General features: G+C 59.6%; 22 protein-coding genes. 14 read left to right on the forward strand and 8 right to left on the reverse strand.

The genetic code is table 11. The features are described 5' to 3' along the window. Positions 1–9 precede the first annotated feature (9 nt). Complete coding sequence (locus PMI18_RS26095) at positions 10–912, forward strand: LysR substrate-binding domain-containing protein (protein ID WP_007895703.1); 903 nt, start codon at positions 10–12, stop codon at positions 910–912. Between the two features lie 150 nt (positions 913–1,062). Here the strand turns inward: PMI18_RS26095 and PMI18_RS26090 are convergent, their stop codons facing one another. After that, positions 1,063–1,392 (reverse strand): hypothetical protein, encoded by a 330-nt coding sequence (locus tag PMI18_RS26090; protein ID WP_007895705.1) that lies wholly within the window; start codon positions 1,390–1,392, stop codon positions 1,063–1,065. Positions 1,393–1,635: 243 nt separating this feature from the next. Between PMI18_RS26090 and PMI18_RS26085 the strand changes: the two genes are divergently transcribed. After that, on the forward strand, positions 1,636–3,060 hold the full coding sequence (locus PMI18_RS26085; RefSeq protein ID WP_007895707.1) for a homospermidine synthase: 1,425 nt from the start codon (positions 1,636–1,638) through the stop codon (positions 3,058–3,060). Positions 3,061–3,096: 36 nt separating this feature from the next. Here PMI18_RS26085 and PMI18_RS26080 read toward each other — a convergent pair whose 3' ends face one another. From PMI18_RS26080 to PMI18_RS26065, 4 genes are all read right to left on the reverse strand, one after another. Further along, on the reverse strand, positions 3,097–3,801 hold the full coding sequence (locus PMI18_RS26080) for a phosphoribosyltransferase (RefSeq protein WP_007895709.1): 705 nt from the start codon (positions 3,799–3,801) through the stop codon (positions 3,097–3,099). A 44-nt stretch (positions 3,802–3,845) separates the two neighbouring features. Continuing rightward, the gene (locus PMI18_RS26075; protein WP_007895712.1) at positions 3,846–4,733 is read right to left on the reverse strand and encodes a universal stress protein; all 888 of its coding nucleotides are present in this window, start codon (positions 4,731–4,733) and stop codon (positions 3,846–3,848) included. Positions 4,734–4,907: 174 nt separating this feature from the next. Beyond that, entirely contained in the window at positions 4,908–5,726 is an 819-nt protein-coding gene (locus PMI18_RS26070; RefSeq protein ID WP_007895723.1) for an alpha/beta fold hydrolase, read from the reverse strand. A 252-nt stretch (positions 5,727–5,978) separates the two neighbouring features. After that, on the reverse strand, positions 5,979–6,872 hold the full coding sequence (locus PMI18_RS26065; RefSeq protein WP_007895738.1) for a LysR family transcriptional regulator: 894 nt from the start codon (positions 6,870–6,872) through the stop codon (positions 5,979–5,981). A 105-nt stretch (positions 6,873–6,977) separates the two neighbouring features. On the opposite strand from PMI18_RS26065, the gene PMI18_RS26060 reads away from it, so the two are divergent. The 6 genes from PMI18_RS26060 (at position 6,978) to PMI18_RS26035 (ending at position 13,906) form a co-directional block, all read left to right on the forward strand. Further along, positions 6,978–7,643 carry an RraA family protein gene (locus PMI18_RS26060; protein ID WP_007895741.1) on the forward strand — a complete coding sequence of 222 codons (666 nt, stop codon included), beginning with the start codon at positions 6,978–6,980 and terminating at the stop codon, positions 7,641–7,643. Then, complete coding sequence (locus tag PMI18_RS26055) at positions 7,643–8,305, forward strand: RraA family protein (protein WP_007895742.1); 663 nt, start codon at positions 7,643–7,645, stop codon at positions 8,303–8,305. The genes PMI18_RS26060 and PMI18_RS26055 overlap by 1 nt, the downstream gene beginning before the upstream one ends. Continuing rightward, a complete protein-coding gene (locus tag PMI18_RS26050; RefSeq protein ID WP_007895743.1) occupies positions 8,305–8,943 on the forward strand; it encodes an RraA family protein in 639 nt (212 codons plus the stop codon). Before PMI18_RS26055 ends, PMI18_RS26050 begins: the two co-directional genes overlap by 1 nt. Further along, positions 8,940–10,154 carry a pyridoxal phosphate-dependent aminotransferase gene (locus PMI18_RS26045; RefSeq protein WP_007895744.1) on the forward strand — a complete coding sequence of 405 codons (1,215 nt, stop codon included), beginning with the start codon at positions 8,940–8,942 and terminating at the stop codon, positions 10,152–10,154. Before PMI18_RS26050 ends, PMI18_RS26045 begins: the two co-directional genes overlap by 4 nt. Positions 10,155–10,322: 168 nt before the next feature. Then, positions 10,323–11,546, forward strand: a complete 1,224-nt coding sequence (locus PMI18_RS26040; RefSeq protein ID WP_007895745.1) for a DUF3422 domain-containing protein — start codon at positions 10,323–10,325, stop codon at positions 11,544–11,546. Positions 11,547–11,719: 173 nt separating this feature from the next. Then, the gene (locus PMI18_RS26035; RefSeq protein ID WP_007895747.1) at positions 11,720–13,906 is read left to right on the forward strand and encodes a TonB-dependent siderophore receptor; all 2,187 of its coding nucleotides are present in this window, start codon (positions 11,720–11,722) and stop codon (positions 13,904–13,906) included. A 106-nt stretch (positions 13,907–14,012) separates the two neighbouring features. On the opposite strand, the gene PMI18_RS26030 is transcribed toward PMI18_RS26035, so the two are convergent. From PMI18_RS26030 to hpaA, 3 genes are all read right to left on the reverse strand, one after another. Further along, entirely contained in the window at positions 14,013–16,100 is a 2,088-nt protein-coding gene (locus tag PMI18_RS26030) for a TonB-dependent siderophore receptor (protein WP_050548129.1), read from the reverse strand. A gap of 314 nt (positions 16,101–16,414) precedes the next feature. Beyond that, positions 16,415–16,837 (reverse strand): homoprotocatechuate degradation operon regulator HpaR, encoded by a 423-nt coding sequence (gene hpaR, locus PMI18_RS26025; protein WP_033035779.1) that lies wholly within the window; start codon positions 16,835–16,837, stop codon positions 16,415–16,417. Positions 16,838–17,019: 182 nt separating this feature from the next. Further along, positions 17,020–17,922, reverse strand: coding sequence for a 4-hydroxyphenylacetate catabolism regulatory protein HpaA (hpaA, locus tag PMI18_RS26020; RefSeq protein WP_033035781.1), 903 nt, complete (start codon positions 17,920–17,922; stop codon positions 17,020–17,022). Between the two features lie 180 nt (positions 17,923–18,102). On the opposite strand from hpaA, the gene PMI18_RS26015 reads away from it, so the two are divergent. From PMI18_RS26015 to PMI18_RS25990, 6 genes are all read left to right on the forward strand, one after another. After that, entirely contained in the window at positions 18,103–18,762 is a 660-nt protein-coding gene (locus PMI18_RS26015) for a fumarylacetoacetate hydrolase family protein (RefSeq protein WP_007895752.1), read from the forward strand. Between the two features lie 12 nt (positions 18,763–18,774). Further along, positions 18,775–19,560 (forward strand): fumarylacetoacetate hydrolase family protein, encoded by a 786-nt coding sequence (locus PMI18_RS26010; protein ID WP_007895753.1) that lies wholly within the window; start codon positions 18,775–18,777, stop codon positions 19,558–19,560. A 5-nt stretch (positions 19,561–19,565) separates the two neighbouring features. Next, positions 19,566–21,026 (forward strand): 5-carboxymethyl-2-hydroxymuconate semialdehyde dehydrogenase, encoded by a 1,461-nt coding sequence (hpaE, locus tag PMI18_RS26005; RefSeq protein WP_007895754.1) that lies wholly within the window; start codon positions 19,566–19,568, stop codon positions 21,024–21,026. Positions 21,027–21,229: 203 nt separating this feature from the next. Beyond that, positions 21,230–22,087 carry a 3,4-dihydroxyphenylacetate 2,3-dioxygenase gene (hpaD, locus tag PMI18_RS26000; protein ID WP_007895755.1) on the forward strand — a complete coding sequence of 286 codons (858 nt, stop codon included), beginning with the start codon at positions 21,230–21,232 and terminating at the stop codon, positions 22,085–22,087. 45 nt (positions 22,088–22,132) lie between these two features. After that, complete coding sequence (locus PMI18_RS25995) at positions 22,133–22,525, forward strand: 5-carboxymethyl-2-hydroxymuconate Delta-isomerase (RefSeq protein ID WP_007895756.1); 393 nt, start codon at positions 22,133–22,135, stop codon at positions 22,523–22,525. A 50-nt stretch (positions 22,526–22,575) separates the two neighbouring features. Then, a complete protein-coding gene (locus PMI18_RS25990; RefSeq protein ID WP_007895757.1) occupies positions 22,576–23,880 on the forward strand; it encodes an MFS transporter in 1,305 nt (434 codons plus the stop codon). The last annotated feature ends 6 nt before the right edge of the window (positions 23,881–23,886 follow it).

Raw genomic sequence — 23,886 nt, forward strand, 5'->3', positions numbered from 1 at the left:
ATTAGATCAATGTTCGAACTGACGCAATTGCGCTGCTTTACAACCGTCGCCACCGAACTCAACTTCCGCCGGGCCGCCGAACGGTTGAACATGACCCAACCGCCCCTCAGTCGGCAGATTCAATTGTTGGAGCATCACCTCGGCGTCGAGTTGTTCACCCGCAGCACCCGCAGCGTCGCCTTGACCGCCGCCGGCCGGGCCTTCTTCATCGAAGCGCAGAACCTGCTGGAGCGCGCTCAGCAAGCCGCCGTGACCGCCCGGCGTTTCGCCGAAGGGGACATCGGTACGGTCAACATCAGCTTCGTCGGCAGCGCCGTTTACGAGTTCCTGCCCAAGGTCATTGCTGAAGCGCGGCTCAAACAGCCTCAGGTCAAAATCGATCTGTCGGAGATGAACACCTACCAGCAACACGAAGCCCTTCGCGCCCGCCGGATCGATCTGGGCATTGTCCGCGCGCCGTTGCTGGAGCCGGGCTACGCCACCGAATGCCTGGTGCGTGAACCCTTTGTATTGGCCGTCCCCCATAACCATCGGCTGGCCAGCGCCGAAACCGTGTCTGTCAAAGACCTGGACGCACAACCCTTCCTCATGTACTCCCATGCGGCTTACCCGCCGTTCAACGAACTGCTGACCGGCATGCTCCGTTCGGCCCGCGTCGCCCCGGAATATGTGCAATGGCTCGGCTCGTCCCTGACCATCCTGGCTCTGGTCAACGCCGGAATGGGCCTGGCGCTAGTGCCGCGCTGCGCCACCAGTGTCGTGTTTAAGAACGTGGTGTTTCGCGATATCGATCTGGGGGAAGGCGTGCAGAGCGAGCTGCATTTGATCTGGCGCGAGAACAATGACAACCCGGCGTTTGCAATGTTGCTGGAGGGGATTCGAAAGGCTGTGAAAGAGGGATGGGGATTGTGAGCTGTCGGCGTATGTTGCGAGGGAACCCCCGTAGGAGCTGCCGAAGGCTGCGATCCTTTGATCTTTTCCAATAGACGACTCATGCCTGAACAAACGCCAAAGTCAAAAGATCGCAGCCTGCGGCAGCTCCTACATTAGCCCTTCTCCAGGCTACCGTTGCGCCAGTTCGTGGTTGATGCATTGCTCGTAATACGTTTGCTTGATGCCGGACGGCTTGAGGCGCGAGGGACTGTTATAGGTTTGTTCCGTGATCCCCATGGCTGTCATACGCATCCACGGCCGGGGGAATTTTCGCGCTTGCAGTTTCCTGCGTGCCCCGTAAAGCGTGAGCCCGGAAAGCTTCGACGCCTGTGCGCCGGCAGCTATGTCCGAGCCCCAGCTGCAGACGAAACGACTGTTTTTGCTCAGGTCCTTTGCCTGAGCCTCAAGCGAGAGAGTCACCAGGAAAAACGTTGCAGCCATCCAAACCAAAGTCCGCATATCGCCAATGCCTAACCTTCTGAAAAGAAAGCAAGTTTGACAACCAAACGGACATCGGGGGGCCAGCAGTTCGCCTCATTCTCATGAGTTTTTTTTCGGTCTCGATGGGTGCAGGAGATCCACCTTGAAGGCGTCCGAAACTTTTTTGAGTTTTAAGTCAGCGTTGCAGTCTCTAGTTGAGAGCGTCGTGGTTATCGACAGGTCATTCGCGGCGAGCGCGCTGTCAGGCGGTGGAGGCAATCGATGTCCGACCTTGAGCATGTCATTCAGCCCTTTAATGCCAGGTTGGTGATGATCGGCTCTGGCTGTATCGGAAAAGGCGTACTCCCGCTGCTGTTGCGCCATCTTGAGCTTGAGCCGCAGCGATTGTTGATCCTCAGTCCTGATGAAGATGGAAGGCTGCTCGCGCAGGAATTTGGCGTCACCCACCAAGCCGAGCAACTGGACCAGAATAATTACGAGAAGGTGCTGGACCCTCTTTTGAGCGCGGGCGACTTTCTGCTCAACCTCTCGGTGGGTGTATCCAGCCTGTCCCTGATTCAGTTCGCCCAGCGTAAAGGCGTGTTGTATCTGGACACCTGTATCGAACCGTGGGAAGGCGGTTATACCGACCCCGACAAATCCCTGTCCGAAAGATCCAACTATGCATTGAGGGAAGCGGCACTTCAGCTTCGGGATGAAAGTGCGCAAGGTCTTCCCACCGCCATCTTGACCCACGGGGCCAATCCGGGGCTGGTATCTCACCTGGTCAAGCAGGCACTGGTCAACCTCGCTGAGGATTTGGGTGACACAACGCCCCTGCCCGCTACTCGCGAAGAATGGGCGCAACTGGCCAGCCGACTGAATATCCGCTGCATTCACATTGCCGAACGCGATTCGCAGTATTCATCGCAACACAAAATCGCCGATGAGTTCGTCAACACCTGGTCCGTGGACGGCTTCATCAGTGAAGGCAGCCAACCGGCGGAGTTGGGCTGGGGCAGCCATGAGAAAGTGCTTCCCGAGGATGGCTATTACCACGCCTTCGGGTGCCAGGCCGGGATCTATCTGCAACGCCCCGGCGCCTCCACGCCGGTTCGAACCTGGACACCCTCGACGGGGCCAACCCATGCGCTGCTCGTGACCCATAACGAAGCCCTGTCGATTGCCGACTACCTGACCCTTGGCCAGGGAAGGCAGCCGACTTACCGGCCGACCGTCCACTACGCCTATCGGCCCTGTGATGACGCGTTGCTCTCGGTGCACGAACTCGCCGAGCGCAACTGGAAACCGCAGAGCGGCCAGCGTCTGCTCGATGACGAAATCCTCGACGGCAGTGACGAACTCGGCGTGCTGCTGATGGGGCATGCCAGGAACAGTTATTGGTATGGCTCGCGCTTATCGATCCAGCAAGCCCGGGCTCTATGCCCCTATAACAGCGCCACCAGCCTGCAAGTGACGGCGGGAGTGCTGGCCGGCGTGATCTGGGTTATTCGCAATCCGCAACGCGGCATAGTCGAACCGGATGAATTGCCCTTCAGGGAGATTCTGCAGATATGCATGCCTTACCTTGGCAATGTAGAAGGCATTTATTCCGACTGGACGCCTCTTACCGGGCGTCACTCTCTGATGCCCGAGCAGACCGATGAATCCGATCCGTGGCAATTCGTGAACGTCAGGATTACTTGAAGGCCTGACATGGTTTATTCCATGCCAGGCATCGGCTCAAATACCGGAACCGTTCTGAAATGAGTCGCCCGAACCGGACTCTCTTTGCCACGCCCGGTGCAAAAGATCGATGACTTCTTCGTCCGATGTCTGCGAAAAATCCGTGTACCAATGGCCGATCGAAATCAGCCAATCAGGGATCAGCGGGCAGATCAGCTCGTCCACTTCGTCGCGCAACGCCTCTGCCGTCTCAAGGGGGGCCACCGGCACGGCAACGACGATGCGAGACGGCGCTTGCAGGCGCACGGCCTGTATCGCGGCCATCATCGTCGCCCCTGTCGCCAGGCCATCATCGATCAGAATCACCACCTGATCCTTGAGCGCCACAGGTGCGCGCGATGCCCGGTATACCCGCTCGCGACGCAACAATTCCTGCGTTTCCTTTGCAACCACGCCATCGAGCGTGCGTTGATCAATACCGTTCGCCCGCAGCGCATCTTCATTGACGATTTGTATGCCGCCACTGGCAATCGCGCCCATGGCGAACTCCTGGTGGGTCGGTACTCCCAACTTGCGTACCAACATCAGGTCCAGGCGAACCTCCAGGGCCGTGGCCACTTCGTAGGCCACAGGAACGCCGCCCCGGGGCAAGGCAAGGACAATGACGTCGGCTCTTTTAGCGTATTTAAGCAACGGCTCCACCAGGCCTCGGCCGGCATCGACCCGGTCATGCAAGATGGTTTGCAATGAAGGACTAGTCATTTGAAAACCTCCCTGGGGCGGGATCCCGATAAGGGTGCCCGCCCCTAGACCGCCAGAATGCTGCAAGGCACCTGGTACAGGATATGTTCCGTCGTGCTGCCAAGCAGCCGCTCCAGGCCACGGTATTGAGCCCTGCCCATCACGATCACATCCACTTGATGCACGTGGGTGAATTCGCTCAGTACCGAGACAGGTTGCCCGATGATGAAATGTCGACACTCAGGGGGTACACCGAATCGGGCGGCCAGCTTGAGAAATGACGCTTCCAGGTCGCTGCGTAACTCCTTGGTCAGCTCCGAGAGCGTCAGACCGCCGCCCAGATCCGCCAGAAAAGCTGCCGAAATGTCACACGCGTACAGCAGATGCAGCTCGGCATTGCACTGCAGCGCAAGGCTCGACGCCTGCAGGATGATCCGGTCATTGAGTTCACTGTTCGAAGGCTCGGTGTCTGACACGTCAACCGCGGCCACCACCTTCTGCGGCAAGGCATGGCATTCACCCCCCACCAGATAAACCGGGACCGGACAATGGCGCAACAAACGCCAATCCAGCGGCGTGAAGAACGCGCGCTTGAGCACCGGCTCATGCTGCACTTGCTTGATCAAGAGATCGGGCTGCATTTGCGTGACGTGGTCAAGGATGTCCTGGCGCATGTTGTCAGCCCATGCGACTTCGGTTGTCACCTCGATTCCCCGGCCTTGCATCTTTACCGCCTGTTCATCGAGCCAGTCACGGTGCTCCTGAAGGTAGGTCGCGCGAGCCATTTTGCGGTCGCCTTCTTCGAGCAGCGACAGAATATCCAACGAGGGAATCAGGCCGGCAATGTGCAAGCTCGCCCCACTGGCCTTGGCCAGGGCGGCGCCATGGTTTATCGCAGGTGAATGGCGCAGGAGCGGGTTGATGATCAGTAATAACCGTTGATACTGGCTCATGATCTGACTCCAGACAGGTTGATCCTCGACGCCGGCTCGAGAATCCGGCATCAGGCCCAGACTCCACCCTTAAAGCCTCTTGGGCCTTGATTTATATCAACTCCTTGAATGAGGCATTGCAGGGGCCACTTGAGAAGAATAGTTCACAACGCTGCTGTGCATCTTGTGCCGGACTCATCCGCGATGGCCGTTCGCCTGAAAATCGGCGATCTGCTGCCACATCGCGATCGGGTTGGAATACATGGGGAAATGCCCGCACTGCGCGATCGGCGCCAACCGCACGCCTTGGGCCTGGATATGCGGCAGATAGGATAATGAAGCGTTCTGCTCGCCGTACATGAACATGCGCGGGCATGCCAGGCCGAGGAACTTGCCCATCAAGTCGGCGTTGTCGGAAAGATCGACCATCGACTCGAAGATCCCGCGTACCGCTCCGGCACGAACCTTGTGCCGCAAGCTTGCGGAATAAAGCGCACTGGCATAAGCCGGCGCGTGCCGGGCGCGTTCGATGAAGGCGGCGAAAAACACCTCGGGATCGTCCGCCGGGTAATCGACGATCTGCCGGCTGAGGAAACAGTCCTCCGGGGCGATGTTGCCCTCGATGTCGACGAAGCTCAGTACCCGGTCCGGGCATTGATGAGCCAGCATCAGTGCGGTCAGTCCGCCCATGGAGTGACCGACCAGATGAAAGCGTTCGATACCAAAATGCCCGAGCACCTGCAACGCAGTTTTCAGCAGAAAAGGGATGGAAATCCGCGAAAGGTCACTGCACTGGCTTTCGCCGCAACCCGGTGCGTCATAAGCGACGAAAGGATGACCGGCGAAGGCAGCCTGCTGCACGATGTCGGCATAGTCTTCCTTGGTCGAGCCAAACCCATGCAGGAACACAATCGGCGCCAGGACACCGCCTCGGTGAAGGGTAGCGATGTTCAGCTGGACGCCCTCCACCGTCAGAGGAATGTGCGCTTGAGTGAAGGTTTCGGGTTTGGACACGTGATGGATTCCTTGAGCGAAAAGGTGACCGCCGGGCTGCAAATGCTATTCACTGTGGCGAGCGAGCTTGTGTGGCGAGGGAGCTTGCTCCCGCTGGGCTGCGTAGCAGGCCCAAGGATTTTGTGAGTGCTGCGCACTCAAGCGGGAGCAAGCTCCCTCGCCACAGGTTTTGCACCGGCAGGCCGTCAATTTCGCGGGGATCGGGCCTTCTGTAAATTCCTCATTCGGGAATACCGTCATAGGTCAAACCTATCAAACGCTCTTTCGGAGCCGGGCGACCACCTCCTCCACCAGCGGATTGGGCCGATCGGCGTTCCAGGCCACCGCTGTCGTCACCACATTGAGCGGCTGGCTCAGGGGGCGCAATACCACATTATCGGGGGCCAGTTTTTTCAGCGACGCCGGCACCAACGCGATGCCTTGCCCACAACTGACGAAAGCGATTTGCGAAGCGACGGAGCGCACTTCATGCAACACGCGCGGGGAAAAACCACTGGCGCGGCAGGTTGCGATCAGATTGTCGAAGTACACCGGGCTGACCTTTCGGGAAAACATCACCAAGGGCTCGGTGGCCAGGCTCGACAGGCTGATGCGCTTGCGCGAAGCCAATGGATGATCGCTGGGTAACGCCACGACCAGGCGATCCTCGGTCAGCGGCAGCGACTTGATCGAAGCCCCCAGGTCACCGTCCAGACGGGCGAAGGCCAGGTCGATGTCCCCGGCTTCCAGCGCGGGCACGGCTTCGACGCTGTCGATCTCCCGCACGGACACGCTGAGGTGCGGGTAATCGACCTTCAGTTGCTCGATCAACCCGGGCAACACATCGAACATTGCCGTGGAAATCGCGCCGACGGTCAACATCCCCGACTGCCCTGCCACCGCCTCTTCCACGGCCAGTTCGAGGCGCTCCAGTTGCTCGGCGAATTTTCGCACCGCCGGCAGGATCGCCGCCCCCACCGGAGTCAGCTTCGCGCCACGCCGCGAGCGGTCGAACAGTTTGATCTTGAGCGCCTGCTCCAGCACTTGAATCTGCTCGCTTAACGGTGGCTGGGACATTCCCAAGCGTTTGGCGGCGCGGCCGAAGTTCTGTTCTTCGGCGACGGCCAGGAACAACCAGAGGTGACGAATCAGACGGAAATTGATCATGGCTAATCCATAGGTTTAACGTATGTAACGCTTCTGTGATTAGTAATATACCTATCAAATTGTCTCGCTGACACTGGGCGCCTCCGTCACCACTGGGGCTTTCCCATGATCAATAAGAGTTTGCTGGATCGCTTGGCGGCGCTGGATACCAACACGGTCTCCGATGCGCTCGACTTCCTCGGCCTGCCGGGCGCCACCGTGGGGCTACGCCCGCTGTGGAACTGCCCGAAGATCGTTGGCCGCGCCAGTACCGTATTGCTGGCACCCAAGTCCGACACCTTACCGACCGTTCACCTGATTACCCCGGTGGTTGAACAGATCGACAGCGATGATCGTGTGCTGGTGATCGCCGGCGGTATCGAAGGGATTTCCTGTTGGGGCGACATCCTCGCCAACGCGGCGGCCGGCAAGCACGTACGCGGCACGGTGATCGACGGTTTCAGCCGCGACATCGACGGCAGCGAAGCGATTGGTTACCCGGTTTATGGGCGTGGCGTGACCATGATCAGTGCGCGTAACCGGGTGGTGCAGATCGATGCGGCGATGACGATCAAGGTCGCCGGTGTCGACGTCAGCGAGGATGACTACGTCATTGCCGATACCTGCGGAACCGTATTCGTCCCCCAAACCTATATCGAAAAGGTCATCGATCTCGGCGAACGCATCGCCCGCCGCCAGGACGGCATGGTCGAGGCCGTGCGCAGCGGTCGCTCGGTGGCCGAGGTGATGCACGACACTCAGTTTGAAGCGATCCGCGTGGAGCACGCCTGATGAATCTTGAAGATCAAACCCTGGTCGCCTTGTTTGAAGGCCTCGACACTCCGGGCGTCTCCGATGCCCTGGACAAGCTCGGCCTGCCCGGTCAATGCCTCGGCGTGGCACCGCTGGACAATTACCGCAAGGTCGTCGTCGGGCCGGCGTTCACCGTGCAATACGTCTCGGCCAGTGTCCCGCCGGGCACGGTGGGTGATTTCATCGAAGACGTCGCGCCTGGCGACGTGGTGGTGATCGACAATGGCGGCCGCACCGACTGCACCGTTTGGGGCGACATCATGACCCAGTACGCGGGCTCTCGACAGATCGCCGCAACGGTCATCGACGGGGTGTGCCGTGATGTGAACAAGGCGTTGGGAGATGGCTACCCGATCTTCAGCAAAGGCCGCTTCATGCGCACCGGCAAAGACCGCGTGCAAGTACAGTCGGTCAACCAGCCGGTGTCCATCGGCACGGCGAGGGTCTGCTCCCGTGACATCGTGGTCGCCGACGCCAATGGTGTGGTGATCGTGCCTCGCGCCCGTGCCGCTGAAGTGGCGGCGTGTGCCCGTCAGATCGAATCAGTCGAAGCCGATATTCGCGCCCTGATCACCCAAGGCAAAACCCTTAAAGAAGCCCGGGCCGCCCTGGGTTACCACAACCTTCAGAGGAAAGTCTGATGACCACGCTCCCCTTCCCCCTGGATTTTCGCGCGCGGGCAAAAGTACTGGGCAGCTCGACACTGTATGAAGCGTCCCATCTGCCCTGCGCGGTCGACAGTGCGATCCGGCCGATCTGGGACGGAGCCTTCATCGCTGCCCCCGCCTATCCGCTGGAGTGTTCGCCGGGTGACAACCTGGCCCTGCATCTGGCGATGGAACGCGTGCCCCGTGGCAGCGTACTGGTCGTGGGCACGGGTGGTTTCATCGCCGGTTACTGGGGCGAGGTGCTCACCGTGGCAGCCGAAGCGGCGGGCGTGGTCGGCTTGGTCATCGATGGTGGCGTACGCGATATCGCCGCGCTGAAGAAACGCCAGTTTCCGGTATTTGCCCGTGGCATTTCGGTGAAAGGTACGGTCAAGGCCAGCGCCCCCTCAGTGGGACAACCGTTCAATTTCAATGGTGCTTTCGTGGCACAGGGCGATCTGGTGGTGGCTGACGACGACGGCGTGATCATCATTCCCAAGGCCGATGCAGCACGTACCCTCGCCGAAGGCGAAGCGCGGGCGAACAAGGAAGCGCAGATGATGCAGGCGCTGACCGAAGGCCGCTCGACCCTGGAACAGATGAACCTGACTGAGTGGAGATCCCGCGCATGAGTGTCGATATCCAACGGCTGAATCAGCGCCTGGCCAGCGCACAACCCTCGGCGACTTATCGGATCATGGACCGGGTGGCGGAGCGTCGGGCACAAGGGGCGAAGATCATTTCGCTGTGTGCCGGCGAACCCGATTTCGACACCCCCAAACATGTGCGCGAGGCGGCTATTCATGCCATCGAGCACGGCCATACCCGCTACACCCAGGTCGCCGGTGTGCGCTCACTGCGTGAAGCGGTGGCGGCCAAGTTCCGCCGTGAAAATGGTCTGGACGTGAGCTGGCAAGACACGCTGGTTTGCAACGGTGGCAAACAAGTGATCTACAACGCCCTGGCCGCGACCCTCAACGAGGGTGACCAGGTCATCGTGCCGGCGCCGTACTGGGTCAGTTACCCGGAGATGGTGCAACTGTGCGGCGGTGAAGCTCGGATCGTCACCTGCGATGCCGGTATGGGTTTCAAACTGACACCCGCAGTGCTGGCCGCCGCGATCACCCCGCAGACCCGTTGGTTGATTCTCAACTCACCGTCCAATCCGACCGGCGCGGTGTACAGCGAGGTGGAACTTCGTGCCCTGGCGGCTGTGTTGCTGGATCATCCCCACGTGCTGATTCTGGCCGATGACATCTATGAACACCTGATCTTCGACGATCAAGCGTTCTACACCCTGGCCCAGGTGGAGCCACGACTTGCGCCGCGAACCCTGACCATGAACGGTGTCTCCAAGGCCTACGCCATGACCGGTTGGCGCATCGGTTTTGCCACCGGGCCGCGCTGGTTGCTGGAGGCCATGGAAAAACTGCAGGGCCAGCAGACCTCGGGCGCGAGCTCTGTCTCGCAGCAAGCCGCACTCGCCGCGCTGGAGGGGCCGAAAGACTTCATCCGCGAAAGCCGTGCCGCTTTCCAGGCTCGTCGCGATTTGATGGTGACGCTGCTGAACGACACGCCGGGACTGGAATGCGTGAGCCCAGCGGGTGCGTTCTATGCGTTCGCCTCTTGTGCGGGGCTGATCGGCCGAACCTCGCCCGCTGGTCGAGTGCTGCACACCGACGAAGATGTCGCCCACGCGCTGCTCGACGAAGCGGACGTGGCGGTGGTGCATGGCAGTGCGTTCGGCCTTGGCCCCTACATTCGTATTGCCTATGCGCTGGATGACGCGTCATTGCGCCAGGCCTGCGAGGCGATTCGGGCGTTCTGTACAGCGTTGCGTTAACACCTGTGGGCTTGTGTGGCGAGGGGGCTTGCCCCATCGCCACACAAGCCCGCTCCCACATGTACTGCGCTTGGCTGACTGGCATTGGTCGATCGCCGGTTTTGTTTGTGACTCAAGAATGGGGCATCCAGTCCCAAGAACAAACAACTCCAACATGGCCCAAACAGCATGCATCCGCAAAGACTGATCCTGCACAACGAGTTGCACGCGCGCCCTTCTCTGTATTTCGACGAGCCCGCCCACGTGTTTCATCTGGCGTTTCTGGCGAATGACGGGGAATGCGACACCCTGCTGAGTCGCTGCTGCCCAGGCCCGGTCGACCCGGATGCAGCCCAGGGCATCACCGAGTTGGAGGGCCATGCCTTGAAGTGGGAACGGCACGCGGAGTTCCTGACGCTGACGCTGGTGGTGCCCTCCTCCAGTCAGGAACCATGCTGGAGCCCGCCACCCAGGGCCTTGATGGACCGGGTCGAACCCTTCATGCAGCACGTGATCAACGCGGTGCAGATTGTGGTGCGCACTGATACGTCCTTTTCCGGCGATTTGTCTGTTTATGGATTCAAGGATCCCAGCGGCTCTTGCATCGGCGGTGGCGATGCGACGGTCTGGAGCGATTTTCGCCTAAGCGAGGATGGCACCAACCGTTTTCTGTTCGTGAACAAACGCCTGAATGCCTATCGCCTGGGACGGATGATCCGCCGTCTGCTGGAAATCGAAACCTACCGAATGATGGCTTCGCTTTCACTCATCACCGCGAAAGCCTTGAGCACTCAGCTCAACGTCTTCGACAAGACCCTGGTCAACCTTTCGGAACGTAACGCCGGCCCCGATACCGGAAATGCGAAAGCGTTGCTGACCGATATTGCCAACCTGTCGGCGCAAGTGGTCAGCAGCAGTGCAAAAACCCGACACCGCTTCAGCGCCACCCAAGCCTATGCACAGTTGGTTTTCGAACGCCTGGGCGAACTGCGCGAAAGTCATGTGGGTGATTGCCAGCGACTGGGTATCTTCATCGAAAGACGCTTTAAACCCACGGTCAGATACTGCGCGGTGACCGAACAGCGCCTGGAGCAACTGGCCGAAAGCGTGGCCAACCTCGGGGACTTGTTGCAGGCCCGTGTCCAGGTCGAAATGGAAGAGCAGAACTCGGAAATCCTGAAGAGCCTGAACGCCCGCGCCGATACTCAAATCAAAATCCAGCGCGCCGTCGAAGGCTTGTCGATCATCGCCATCACCTATTACTTGTTGAGCCTGTTCAAGCTGTTCTACTCGGGATTGCATGTCATGGGCGCGGACATTTCCGCGAGAGACGCCCTGCTGGCCATGACCCCGCTCGCGCTCTGCGTCCTGCTGTTTATTTTGATCAGAATCAGGAAAGCCAAAGAGCATTGACCACCGTAGAATGCCCCTGCGCGCGCTGATTGCCGTGCGCGCCAGGGGTCATGCACTACCAGCCCTCGGGGCACATCGCTTTTTCCAGTTTTAACCGACTCATTCCTGAAGCGCGCCCGGGCCTCTGTGCCCGGTATTCGCGAGCCCGGGAGCGCAGTTGTCGAGGAGTTTTCATGGATATGCTTTACCGGACCTCCCGCGAGGGAGTGACCGCCCCGCGGTTCGCGTTCAATCCCCTGAACCTGGGCCTGCTGCTGGCCAGCGCGATGCCTTCGGCCTGGGCTGCCACCGAACTGCCGGCGGTGACAGTCACCGGCGAAGACACCTCCGGTTATCAGGCGGAAAGCGCTTCGGTCGGTGGTTTCGAAGCGGCGCCATTGCTCGATACGCCGGCTTCGATTTCGGTGGTCAACGAGGCCTTGATCAAGGATCAGCAGGCGCGCCTGCTCAGTGAAGTGCTGCGCAACGACGCCTCGGTGGGTGAAAGCTACGCGCCGGTGGGTTACTACGAAAACTTCGTGGTGCGTGGCTTTTCCCTCAACTCCGCCAGCAGCTACAAGATCAACGGCCGCACCATCACCGGCGAGCAGAACGTCGGGCTGGAAAACAAACAGCAGGTGGAGTTGCTCAAAGGCCTTTCCGGCCTGCAAAGCGGTGTCAGCGAGCCCGGCGGGCTGGTCAACTACGTGACCAAACGGCCTGCCGATGTGCGTTCGGTCACCGTCTCCACCGATGATCGCGGCAGCGGTTACCTGGCCACCGATGTCGGTGGCTGGTTCGGCAGCGAACAGCAGTTCGGCCTCCGCGCCAACCTGGCACACGAAGACCTTCACTCCTACGTCGAACACACCAACGGCCAGCGTGACTTTGCCTCGCTGGCCTTCGACTGGAACATCAGCCCCGATGCCCTGCTACAACTGGATGCCGAGTACCAGACCAAGGAACAGCGCTCGGCACCGGGTTATCAATTGCTCGGCGGTTCCAGCTTGCCGCACCACGCCTCGCCGAAGAAGCTGCTGGCACACCAGAGCGGTTCGAAGCCGGTCACCACCGATGCGCTGAACCTCAACGGCAACTTCGAATACCGTTTCAGCGACCAATGGAAAGGTAGCCTTAGCGCCTCGCGCAGCCGGGTGGTGATCGATGACTACAGTTCGTTCGCCTGGGGCTGCTACGGCTCCACCAGTTGCGCCAGCGCGGCGGTGCCGAACTACTTCAGCCCCGAGGGCGACTATGACATTTACGATTTCCGCAGCCCCGACGACACCCGGCGCAACGATGAGATGCAGGCAGTCCTCAGCGGCCACTTCAACACTGCCGGCCTGAGCCATGAACTCAGCGTCGGGACCAGCGCGTTCCGTCGCGTAGTGGACAAGCGCGACGCCATCAACCAGATGATCGGCAGTGCCAACATCAACAGCGAACCGGCTGATTTTGCCCGCTACGACGGGCCGCTCAACGATTCCTATCGACGCCTGGACAGCCGTCAGTACGGGTTGTTCTTCAATGACCGGATCAGTTTCAACGAGCAATGGCAAACCGTGCTCGGCGGGCGCGAAGTGCGCCTGGATGAAGAGACCTTCGACAGCCAGGGCGACACCACCCGGCACACCCAGCGCTATGTGTTCCTGCCCCAGGCCGCACTGATCTACAAGCCGCTGCAAAACCTGTCGCTGTACACCCGCTACAGCAAGGGCCTGTCCCTGGGCGGCGAAGCGGCGTGGTTCACCACCAATGCCTTTGAAATCCTCGCGCCCACCGTGTCGCGACAACTCGAGGCCGGCGTCAAATATGACTGGCAGCGCATCAGCCTGGCCGCGGCGCTGTTCCAGATCCGCCAGGCCTATCAGTACTCGCGACCGAATGATGACGGCACGTTCACGTTCACCCAACAGGGCGAACAGAAGAACACCGGGGTGGAGCTCTCGGCCAATGGCTGGGCCAGCCAGCGCCTGCAGATTTCTGCCAGCGTCGCGGCGATTCGCGCGCGCGTCACCGACAGCGGCACGCCAGCTTATGAAGGCCACCAGGCGATCAACGTTCCGACCCTGCGCGCCAGCCTCTACGGCGACTACGCCCTGCCCTGGCTCGACGGCCTGGCGTTGCTCGGCGGAGTGCAGTACAGCGGCAACAAGTACGCCAACCGCCAGGGTGAAGTGCAGACCGGCGCCTATGCCATCTTCAACATCGGCAGCCGCTATAGCACGCGCATCGATGGTTACGACACCGTATTCCGGCTGACCGTGGACAATCTGTTCGACAAACGCTACTGGCGTGACGCCGGTGAGTACATGGGCGATGGCTACCTGTTCCAGGGCGCGCCACTGACTGCGCGGCTGAGTGCCTCGATCAACTTCTGATGCAAGTGTTGGCCGACGCCTGAAGTGCCGTCGAGGTTGAGGATGACCGCCACCCCGTTCCGTCGGCTACAAGAACAGAACGGGGTAGCGCGTCAAGGCAGTGCGATCAGAATGTCACACTGGCGCTGAGGCGTGCCGTGCGCGGCTCGCCGACATTGACCTGCAGCTGGCTGCCGGTGGAGGACGGGTAGTACTGTTTGTCGAACAGGTTGTCGACATTGAACTGCAGCGAAGTCTTGTACCCGAACATCGGCGATTCCCAACGTACGAAGGCATCGGCCACGGTGTAGCTGCTCAGCCAGAAATCGTTGGCGTTATTCGCCGCACGCTCGCCGACGTAACGTGCGCCGGCACCGGTGTGCCAGGCGCCGAACTCTGCAGGGACGTTCAGGTGATGCGTGAGGTACAGGCTCGCGGTGTGCTTCGGCGCGTTGGCGAGACGGTGACCCTCGTCATCCGGATCGTCGAGGATTTCCGTGTGGGTGTAAGCGTAGGTGCCGATCAGGTCCCAGCGCTCGGCCACACGCCCGGTGATGTCCAGCTCCAGACCCTGTGAACCGACCTTGCCTGCCGCCTCCGAAAGGCTGACGCCATTGACCGTCTGGCTGGTCACGACGTTTTTCTTGACGATGTCGAACAGCGCAAGGTTGATGTTCAGCCCCGGCAGCGGATCGTACTTCGCACCGACCTCGTAGCTGCGGCCCTCCTCCGGATCGAAGGTGTGGCCGGCATCGTCGACATCGGTATTAGGCTTGAACGAACGGCTGTAGTTGCCGTACAGCGACAGGCTATCGGTGGCTTTGTAGACCAGACCCAGGAACGGCACGAAGGCATCGCCGTTATCGTCGCGGTTGACGGTATAGCTGCTGCCGCGGCCCTGATCGCTGTACTGATCGTAATGCTGCTGGCGACCACCGAGGACCAGGATCCAGCGGTCATCGAGGTGCCAGTTATCCTTGAAGTACACAGAGCTTGAGGTCAGCTGGTTGCTCAAGTCGCTTTGAGCAGCGCTGACGAGGCTGGGCTCGGCCAGACGACCATAAACCGGCGAAGTGATGTCGAAGCCTGACCGTGCTGTATTACGGTAGGTTTTGCCGCGAAATTGGTCGGACGCTTCGGTGTCCGCGCCGACCAGCAGGTCATGGCGTTGGCCGAACAGTTCCTGCTGGCCAATGAAATCCCAACTGGCGTAGCGGGTCTCATCGTCGTAGTGAGCGCCGTTGGCAGCACGTCGCAGATTGTTGCCGGTCAACGAATTCGGCTGGGCAATCGAGAGGCTGTAGCGGTCGTTGTTCCAGCCGTAGGTAACGCGGGTTTTCCAATCATCACTCAGCTGATATTCAAAACGCGCGGTGGCCAGTTCACGGATACCTACGCTTTTCGCCCAGCGTTCGTCGAGGCGCTTGTCGTAGTCGATGTCCGCAGGATGACCGTTGGTGAACACGGTGCCGCGGTCGAAGGGATTGGAGTATTCGTTGTACTCGTAGCTCAGCGTCAAGCTGGCGCGGTCGCCGGTCCAGGTCAGCGATGGTGCGACCAACGTGCTCTCATTCACGCCGTAGTTGCGCCAGTAATCTTCGTGACCACGTTCAGCGATCAGGCGATAAGCCAGGCCCGTATCTCCCATCGGCCCGGTGGTATCCACCGCCATAGTGCCGCCGCCTTCGCTATAGGCCGAGCCGCTCAGGGTTGTGCTCTGGGTGTATTCAGGCTTCTTGCTGATTACGTTGATCAATCCGCCGGGCTCCAGCGCGCCGTACAGCATCGAGGCAGGCCCTTTGAGCACTTCGACACGATCCGTCGTGGCGCTGAAGTTGTGTCCCAGGTTGGAGCGCACGCCATCGCGCAGAATCGAGCCGTCATCGTTGGTGCCAAAACCGCGCTTGACCAGCGAGTCCCGGGAGCCGCCCAGTGTATTGCCCTGGCTGACGCCACTGACGAACTTCATGGCGTCGGCCAGCGAGCGCACCTGATAGTCGGCCAGGGTCTGCTGGGTGACCACATTGACCGATTGCGCCTCTTCCTTGATCGGCACATTGCTTTTGCTCGCCGTACTGGCTTGAGAAGTGGTGTAGCTAGTGTCTTGGCTGACGCGACTTGCCTGAATATCAGTGGTCGGCAGTTCGATGGCTTCCTGTGCCCACAGTGGGCTGGCAAACATAACGCAGGAGAGTGTTGGCAACGCGTGTTTCATGAAGACTTTGCGGCGGGCAAAGGGGTGGGGATGGCTCAAGACGTCGCACTCAATGAGTTAGTAATAATGATTCTCATTGTATTATGCGACGTATTTCCAGTAAATACCCTCAGTACTATTAACTAACGAGTTACTGATCCGCCGCATAGATGTGGTTTGTGCACTGTTTGGCGGATGAAGCAGGTGTCGCCGTCATCCGTATGGATCTCAAACTGCGCCTTGCTGGCGAGGTGCTGCCCCCCAACAGAAACATCTCCACCGCTCGACCCACCAACGCTTGCATCTGCTCAACCTTCAGAGGTTAGCCCGGCCTTTCAGGGCTTGATGTTTTTCAGTTCATTGAGCAAGACCAGCAACTGCTGCATTTTTTCTTCACCAAATTGCTCCTGAATCCTTTGGTAGTTGGCCTCCATTCCCTCGCTCATCGCGACAAAGCATTGCTGACCCTGCTCGGTCAACCCGACAAAGACCCGGCGCTGATCCTCTGTCGATTTGCGGCGTCGTACCAGCCCGTCACGTTCCAGACGGCCCAGTACACCGGTCATGCTCGGCTTGAGAATGCAGGCCTGGTGGGCCAGTTGATGGCTTTCCAGTTCACCTTGCTGACGCAGAATCCTTATGACGCGCCATTGCTGTTCGGTCAGGTCATGTTCGTTGAGTGCCGGACGAAAGAACGCCATGGCGGCTTCCCGGGCTTGCAGCAATGTGAGCGTCAATGAGGGTCTTGGGGTTGCCATGATCTAAACACTTTTAAGGGCGAGCAGGCAGATTAGAGCCCTCGGCGTGCAGGTGCAAGGCAGCTGTGAAAAGTACAATCGGTTCCCCGTAAAAGCCATTCCGTCGGCCCCGGACCGTTGCCATGCTGTCTGCCAGGCATTCACTGCTGCGATAACAACAACGGAAAATCCCCATGCTTGCCTCAACGCAACTCCGACTGCCGTTGGCGGTACTCCCCCGGCGTCATCTGCGCATAACGCTGAAAGAACCGGCTGAAATAGGCCGGGTCCTTGAACCCGAGTTGGTAGCAGATTTCATTGGCCGAACTGCCCGTGAACAACAGCAGTCGCTTGGCTTCCTGCATCAATCGTTCGAGGATCAAGCGCTTGGATGGCAGGTCGGCGATGCGCCGGCACACATCGTTGAGCCGCGCCTCGGTCACCCCCACGCCTTGTGCGTAGCGCGACAACGGCCAATGTTGCTGGTAGTGGCTTTCGATCAGTTCGTTGAATCGATGAAAAATCCTCAGGTCCTCGTGCCGGGCCGGGCGTGCCTGCAGAGAGTTGGAGCACAGGCGAAGCAGACTGATCATGATCAGGCGCGTCAGACCGTCCAGAACCGCACCCCGCCCCGGACGATCAGCCTCAATTTCGTCGCTCAATTCGTCGAAAAGATATTCGAGACGGCGCACTTCGCGCTCACCTGCCGGATCCAGATGACCCAGTGCAACACACGCAGCTTGCAACTGCGGGCCCGGCGCGAGGCTTGGATCGGCCTCAAGCAATCCCCAGACAAGCTGCTGCCGCACCGTCAGCACATGGCCATCACTGTCAGCCTCAGTCACAAAGGAATGGGGGATGGTCGGTGGCGTGAAAAAGAACATCGGTCCCGACTCCACGTATTGTTGATCGTCCAGATAAACCCTGACGGAGCCACTTTTCACATAGTGGACCTGGAAGAACCGGTCATGACGATGAACCGGCATGTTGCGCCCGAAAAAGCCGGCCAGATTGCCCAGCCTGTCGTAATGGACTTCGGCATCGCTGTAGCGCTGGTCATAGACCTGCCCAATGTTGATGTTCGGGATCGGCTGCCGATCGGTCATGGCGGGGTACTCATTCTTGTTCTGACATTGCACTGGATTTCATCCTGCACCGATTTTGCCAAGGCGACCACCGTCAGCCGACTTTCCACGCTTGACGATAGTTAACATATTAATTATAACGTTAATACATTAACAATTATGAGCAGAGCCCCATCACTCTGCCACTGCCAGGAGAAAAGCATGAGCCGTGCCCTGCATGACGTTGCGACCGGCACCTTGTTCGGCGTCGCGCTGAACTATCAGGGTTTGCTGAATCAGCACCTGACCGAGTTCGAGCAGCCGCCTTACCAGAAGCCGCCGATCAAACCAGTGCTGTTCATCAAGACACCCAACACACGCAATGGTCAGGATGGCGTCGTGGTGCATCCCGGCGCTGGCGAACGCCTGCAACCCGGCCCCGCGCTAGGTGTGGTGATGGGTCAATCCGCAAGTCGCGTCAGTGTCGACCAGGCCCTGGATTACGTGGCCGGTTACACCATCGTCAACGAATTCAGCCTGCCGGAGGACAGCTACTATCGTCCGGCCGTGAAAGCAAAATGCCGCGACGGCTTCTGCTCCATTGGGCCTGAGCTGATCCCCGCGGCGCAGATACCTGACCCACAAAAGCTCGATATCAAACTCTTCGTCAACGGTGAAGTTCGCCAGGCCAACAGCACCGCCAACTTCGTTCGCGGTGTTGCGCAATTGATCGCCGAGATCAGCGAGTTCATGACCCTGCATGCCGGTGATGTACTGATTACCGGCACGCCTGAAGGTCGTGTCGATGTGGTGCCGGGTGACCGTGTCGAAATCGAGATCAGCGGTCTGGGCCGCCTCATCAACCATATCGTGGTCGTATAAGAGGAGCTCCCCATGAAACATGCACGCGTGCGTTTCGAAGGCGAGACTTACCTCGCCACTGTTGAAGAAAACCATACCGATAATAGCCATGCCGTCCACCTGGCCGATGGCCGGGTGCTGGCTGAAGATCAAGTGCAGTGGCTGCCACCAGCTACCGGCAACATGTTCGCCCTGGGTCTGAACTACGCTGATCACGCCGCCGAGCTGGCGTTCAAGCCGCCCACCGAGCCCTTGGCGTTTATCAAATCCCCCGGCACCTACACCGGCCACAACCAGACCACCTGGCGTCCGGACAATGTCGCCTACATGCACTACGAATGTGAACTGGTCGCCGTCATCGGCAAGCCGGCGCGCAACGTCAAACGTGAAAACGCCCTGGAATACCTGGCCGGATACACGGTGTGCAACGACTACGCAATCCGCGACTACCTGGAAAACTACTACCGCCCCAACCTGCGAGTGAAGAACCGCGACGCCACCACGCCTGTCGGTCCGTGGATCGTCGACGTCGCCGACGTGCCGGACCCGAGCAACCTGAAACTGCGCACCTGGATCAACGGTGAATTGCGTCAGGAAGGTTCGACCTCCGACATGATTTTCGACATCCCTTACCTGATCGAATACCTGTCCAGCTTCATGACCCTGCAGCCGGGCGACATGATCGCCACCGGTACGCCGGAAGGTCTGGCCGATGTGGTGCCAGGCGACGAGGTGATTGTGGAAGTGGAAGGCGTAGGTCGCCTGGTCAATCGAATTGTCAGCGAAGCGGAATTCTTCTCCGCCCGTAAAGAGGCTTGAGCAACATGATCAAACACTGGATCAACGGCCGTGAGGTCGAAAGTAAAGACGTTTTCGTCAACGACAACCCGGCAACCGGTGAGGCCATTGGCGAAGTCGCCAGCGGCGGCGCCGAGGAAGTCGCTCAAGCGGTAGCGGCAGCCAAGGAAGCATTCCCGAAATGGGCGGCGACCCCAGCCAAGGAACGCGCCAAGCTGATGCGCAAGCTCGGCGAACTGATCGAGCAAAACGTCCCGCACTTGGCTGAACTCGAAACCCTGGACACGGGCCTGCCGATTCATCAGACCAAGAATGTCTTGATCCCGCGCGCCTCGCACAACTTCGATTTCTTCGCCGAAGTCTGCACTCGCATGGACGGTCACAGCTATCCGGTCGACGACCAGATGCTCAATTACACCCTTTACCAACCGGTGGGCGTATGTGCCCTGGTGTCGCCATGGAACGTGCCGTTCATGACCGCCACCTGGAAAACCGCACCATGCCTGGCGCTGGGCAACACCGCGGTACTGAAGATGTCCGAGCTGTCACCGCTGACCGCTAATGAACTGGGTCGTCTGGCCGTCGAAGCCGGCATTCCCAATGGCGTGCTCAATGTCATCCAGGGCTACGGCGCCACCGCCGGTGACGCGCTGGTTCGCCACCCGGACGTGCGAGCGATTTCCTTCACTGGCGGCACCGCCACCGGCAAGAAAATCATGCAGACCGCCGGCCTGAAAAAGTACTCCATGGAACTGGGCGGCAAGTCGCCGGTGCTGATCTTCGAAGACGCTGATCTGGAACGCGCCCTCGACGCGGCGCTGTTCACCATCTTCTCGCTGAACGGTGAACGCTGCACCGCCGGTAGCCGGATCTTCATCCAGGAAAGCGTTTACCCGCAGTTCGTTGCTGAGTTTGCCGCCCGCGCTAAACGCCTGATCGTCGGCGACCCACAGGATCCAAAAACCCAGGTCGGCTCGATGATCACTCAGGCCCATTACGACAAAGTCACTGGCTACATCAAGATCGGTATCGAAGAAGGCGCCACCCTCCTCGCCGGTGGTCTGGAACGTCCGGCCAACTTGCCGGCACACCTGAGTAAAGGCCAGTTTATCCAGCCGACAGTGTTCGCCGATGTGAACAACAAGATGCGCATCGCCCAGGAAGAGATTTTCGGCCCGGTGGTATGCCTGATTCCGTTCAAGGACGAAGCCGAAGCCCTTCAACTGGCCAACGACACCGAGTACGGCCTGGCATCCTATATCTGGACCCAGGACATTGGCAAAGCGCATCGTCTGGCCTATGGCATCGAAGCCGGCATGGTATTCATCAATAGTCAGAACGTTCGAGACTTGCGTCAGCCGTTCGGCGGTGTGAAAGGTTCCGGCACCGGCCGCGAAGGAGGCCAGTACAGCTTCGAAGTGTTCGCCGAGATCAAGAACGTTTGTATCTCTATGGGCAGCCATCACATTCCGCGTTGGGGGGTGTAAGGCGGGAGCCGCAAACACATAGCGGCTCGGTGATAAACCTGTGGCGAGGGAGTTTGCTCCCGCTCGATTGCGCAGCAATCGCAAAAAAAATGGGGCTGCTTCGCTGCCCAGCGGGAGCCTCCCTCGCCACATCGTTTATCAAGCCACAAGTGCCGTGACTCACCTTCACACTCAACAAGAACAACAATTTCAGGAGAATTATCATGGGCGAAGTCGTCCTGGCCGCGAAGATCTGCCACGTACCTTCGATGTACCTGTCTGAGATGCCCGGCAAGCACCACGGTTGTCGCGAAGCGGCGATTGCCGGACACAAGGAAATCGGTCGTCGCGCCCGCGAACTCGGTGCCGATACTGCCGTGGTGTTCGATGTGCACTGGCTGGTCAACAGCGGCTATCACGTCAACTGCGGCGCGCATTTCAAGGGCATCTACACCAGTAACGAACTGCCGCACTTCATCAAGAACATGGAATACGAGTACCCAGGCTGCCCGGAGCTGGGCGAGTTGATCGCGGCTGAAGCCAATCTGGCCGGCGTGCGCACCATGGCTCACAACATTCCGAGCCTGGAGCTGGAATACGGCACGCTGGTGCCGATGCGCTACATGCACATGGGCGTACCCGACGAGCAGAAGTTCGACGTGATCTCCATTGCGGCCTGGTGTGCCTGGCATCGACTGGAAGACAGCTTTGCCTTCGGCGCGGCCGTGCGCCGGGCGATCGAAAAGAGTGACCGCAAGGTGCTGGTGCTGGCTTCCGGTTCGCTGTCACACCGCTTCTCCGATGATCGCAATGCCGAAGCCAACATTCACAACTGGACCCGAGAGTTCGACAAACAAGTTGATCTGCATGTAGTGGAGCTTTGGCGCCAGGGCCGCTGGAAAGAGTTCTGCGCCATGCTCCCTGACTATGCCGAGCATTGCTTTGGCGAAGGCAAAATGCATGACACCGCCATGCTCCTAGGTTTGCTCGGCGGCCCGGATTACGACAAACCGGCAGAAATCATCACCCAGCCCTTCGGCAGTTCGGGCACCGGTCAGATCAACGCCATCTTCCCTCTATGAAAGCCTGACCGCACAGCATCGCCGTGCGGTATGAAGGAGCCGTGCATGCCTCATTTCATTGCTGAATACACCGACAACATCGAACAACAAGCCGACTTGCCCGGTCTGTTCGAAAAAGTCCATGCCACCCTCGGCGACAGTGGCGTGTTCCCCTTGGGCGGCATCCGCAGCCGCGGCGTGCGCCTGGACACCTGGCGCATGGCCGACGGAAAGCACGACTACGCCTTCGTCCACATGACCCTGAAGGTCGGCCATGGCCGCGATCTGGCGACACGGCAGAAAGTCGCGGAAAAACTCTTCGAGGTCATCACCCGACACTTCGCCGAACTTCAAGCCCAACGCCTGCTGGCCTTGTCGTTCGAGATGATCGAACTGCACGAGCAACTCAACTTCAAGGCAAACAACGTCCACGCCTTTCTCCAGGCTCAGGCCCGTTAAGGCGGCCACCCGTTCGTTCCATCGGCCTCTCAGACAAAAAGTATAAAACCATGAGCACAGCCAATACCGCCGACACCCTCGACACGGTCGCACGCGATCGAACCCACAGCACCATCACCTGGCGTCTGATGCCTCTGCTGCTGATTTGTTACCTCTTTGCCCACCTCGACCGGATCAACATCGGCTTCGCCAAGATGCAGATGAGCGCTGACCTGAATTTCAGCGACACGGTTTACGGTTTTGGCGCCGGTCTGTTCTTCGTCGCCTACGCGCTGTTTGGCGTACCGAGCAACATGGCCCTGGATCGCGTGGGTCCGCGGCGCTGGATCGCCATACTGATGGTGGTGTGGGGAGCGTTATCCACCAGCATGTTCTTGATCGACAGCGCTACCGGTTTCTATGTCCTGCGCTTTTTGCTGGGGGTGGCCGAGGCCGGTTTCTTTCCCGGGATCCTGGTGTTTCTGAACCGCTGGTATCCCGCCGGTCGCCGAGCACAAATCACTGCATTGTTTGCGATTGCGGTACCGATGGCGGGCGTGATCGGCGGCCCACTGTCCGGCGGGATCCTCCAGAGCTTCCATGACATTGGCGGCCTGCGGGGCTGGCAGTGGATGTTCGTCATTGAGGGCGTGCCCGTGATTCTGCTCGGGCTGGTGGTCCTCAAGTGTCTGCCGGACAGCTTCGAAACGGTCAAATGGCTGGCACCGCAGCAGAAGCAACAGCTGCGCGAACAATTGAACAAGGAAGAACACCGCAAATCGATCACCTCGTTCTCCGCCATCCTCAATAACCCGCAAGTGTGGCTGCTGGTGGCGGTGTATTTCGCGGTAATGCTAGCGGTTAATACCCTGGCGTTCTGGATGCCGACACTGATCCACGGCGCCGGTATCGGCAGCGATGGCAAGGTCGGGCTGCTCAGCGCCGTGCCGTATCTGGCGGGCTGTTTCTTCATGATCGGCTGTGGTCGCTCGTCTGATCGTCACCGTGAACGTCGCTGGCACCTCTGCGTGCCATTGCTGATGTCCTCCGCCGGCATTGCCATCGCCGGGCTTTCACCCACCAATCCGATCCTGGTGCTGAGTGGTCTGATTGTCGCGGGCATGGGCGCCAGCGCCGCGTTGCCGATGTTCTGGCAGCTGCCTCCTGCATTCCTGTCCAACAGCACCCAAGCTGCGGGCATTGCCCTGATCAGTTCCTTCGGCAGCATCGCGTCGTTCTTCGCGCCCTATCTGATCGGCTGGATGCGCGACACAACCCAGAGTGCCAGCCTGGCCCTATACGTCCTGGCGCTGCTCATCGCTCTCGGTGGTTTTCTGGTGCTGCGCACCCAGGCCTCCATCGTCAACCCTCAGTAAGAGACC

Origin of the sequence: Pseudomonas sp. GM102 (assembly GCF_000282555.1) — a bacterium.
Lineage (GTDB): Bacteria > Pseudomonadota > Gammaproteobacteria > Pseudomonadales > Pseudomonadaceae > Aquipseudomonas.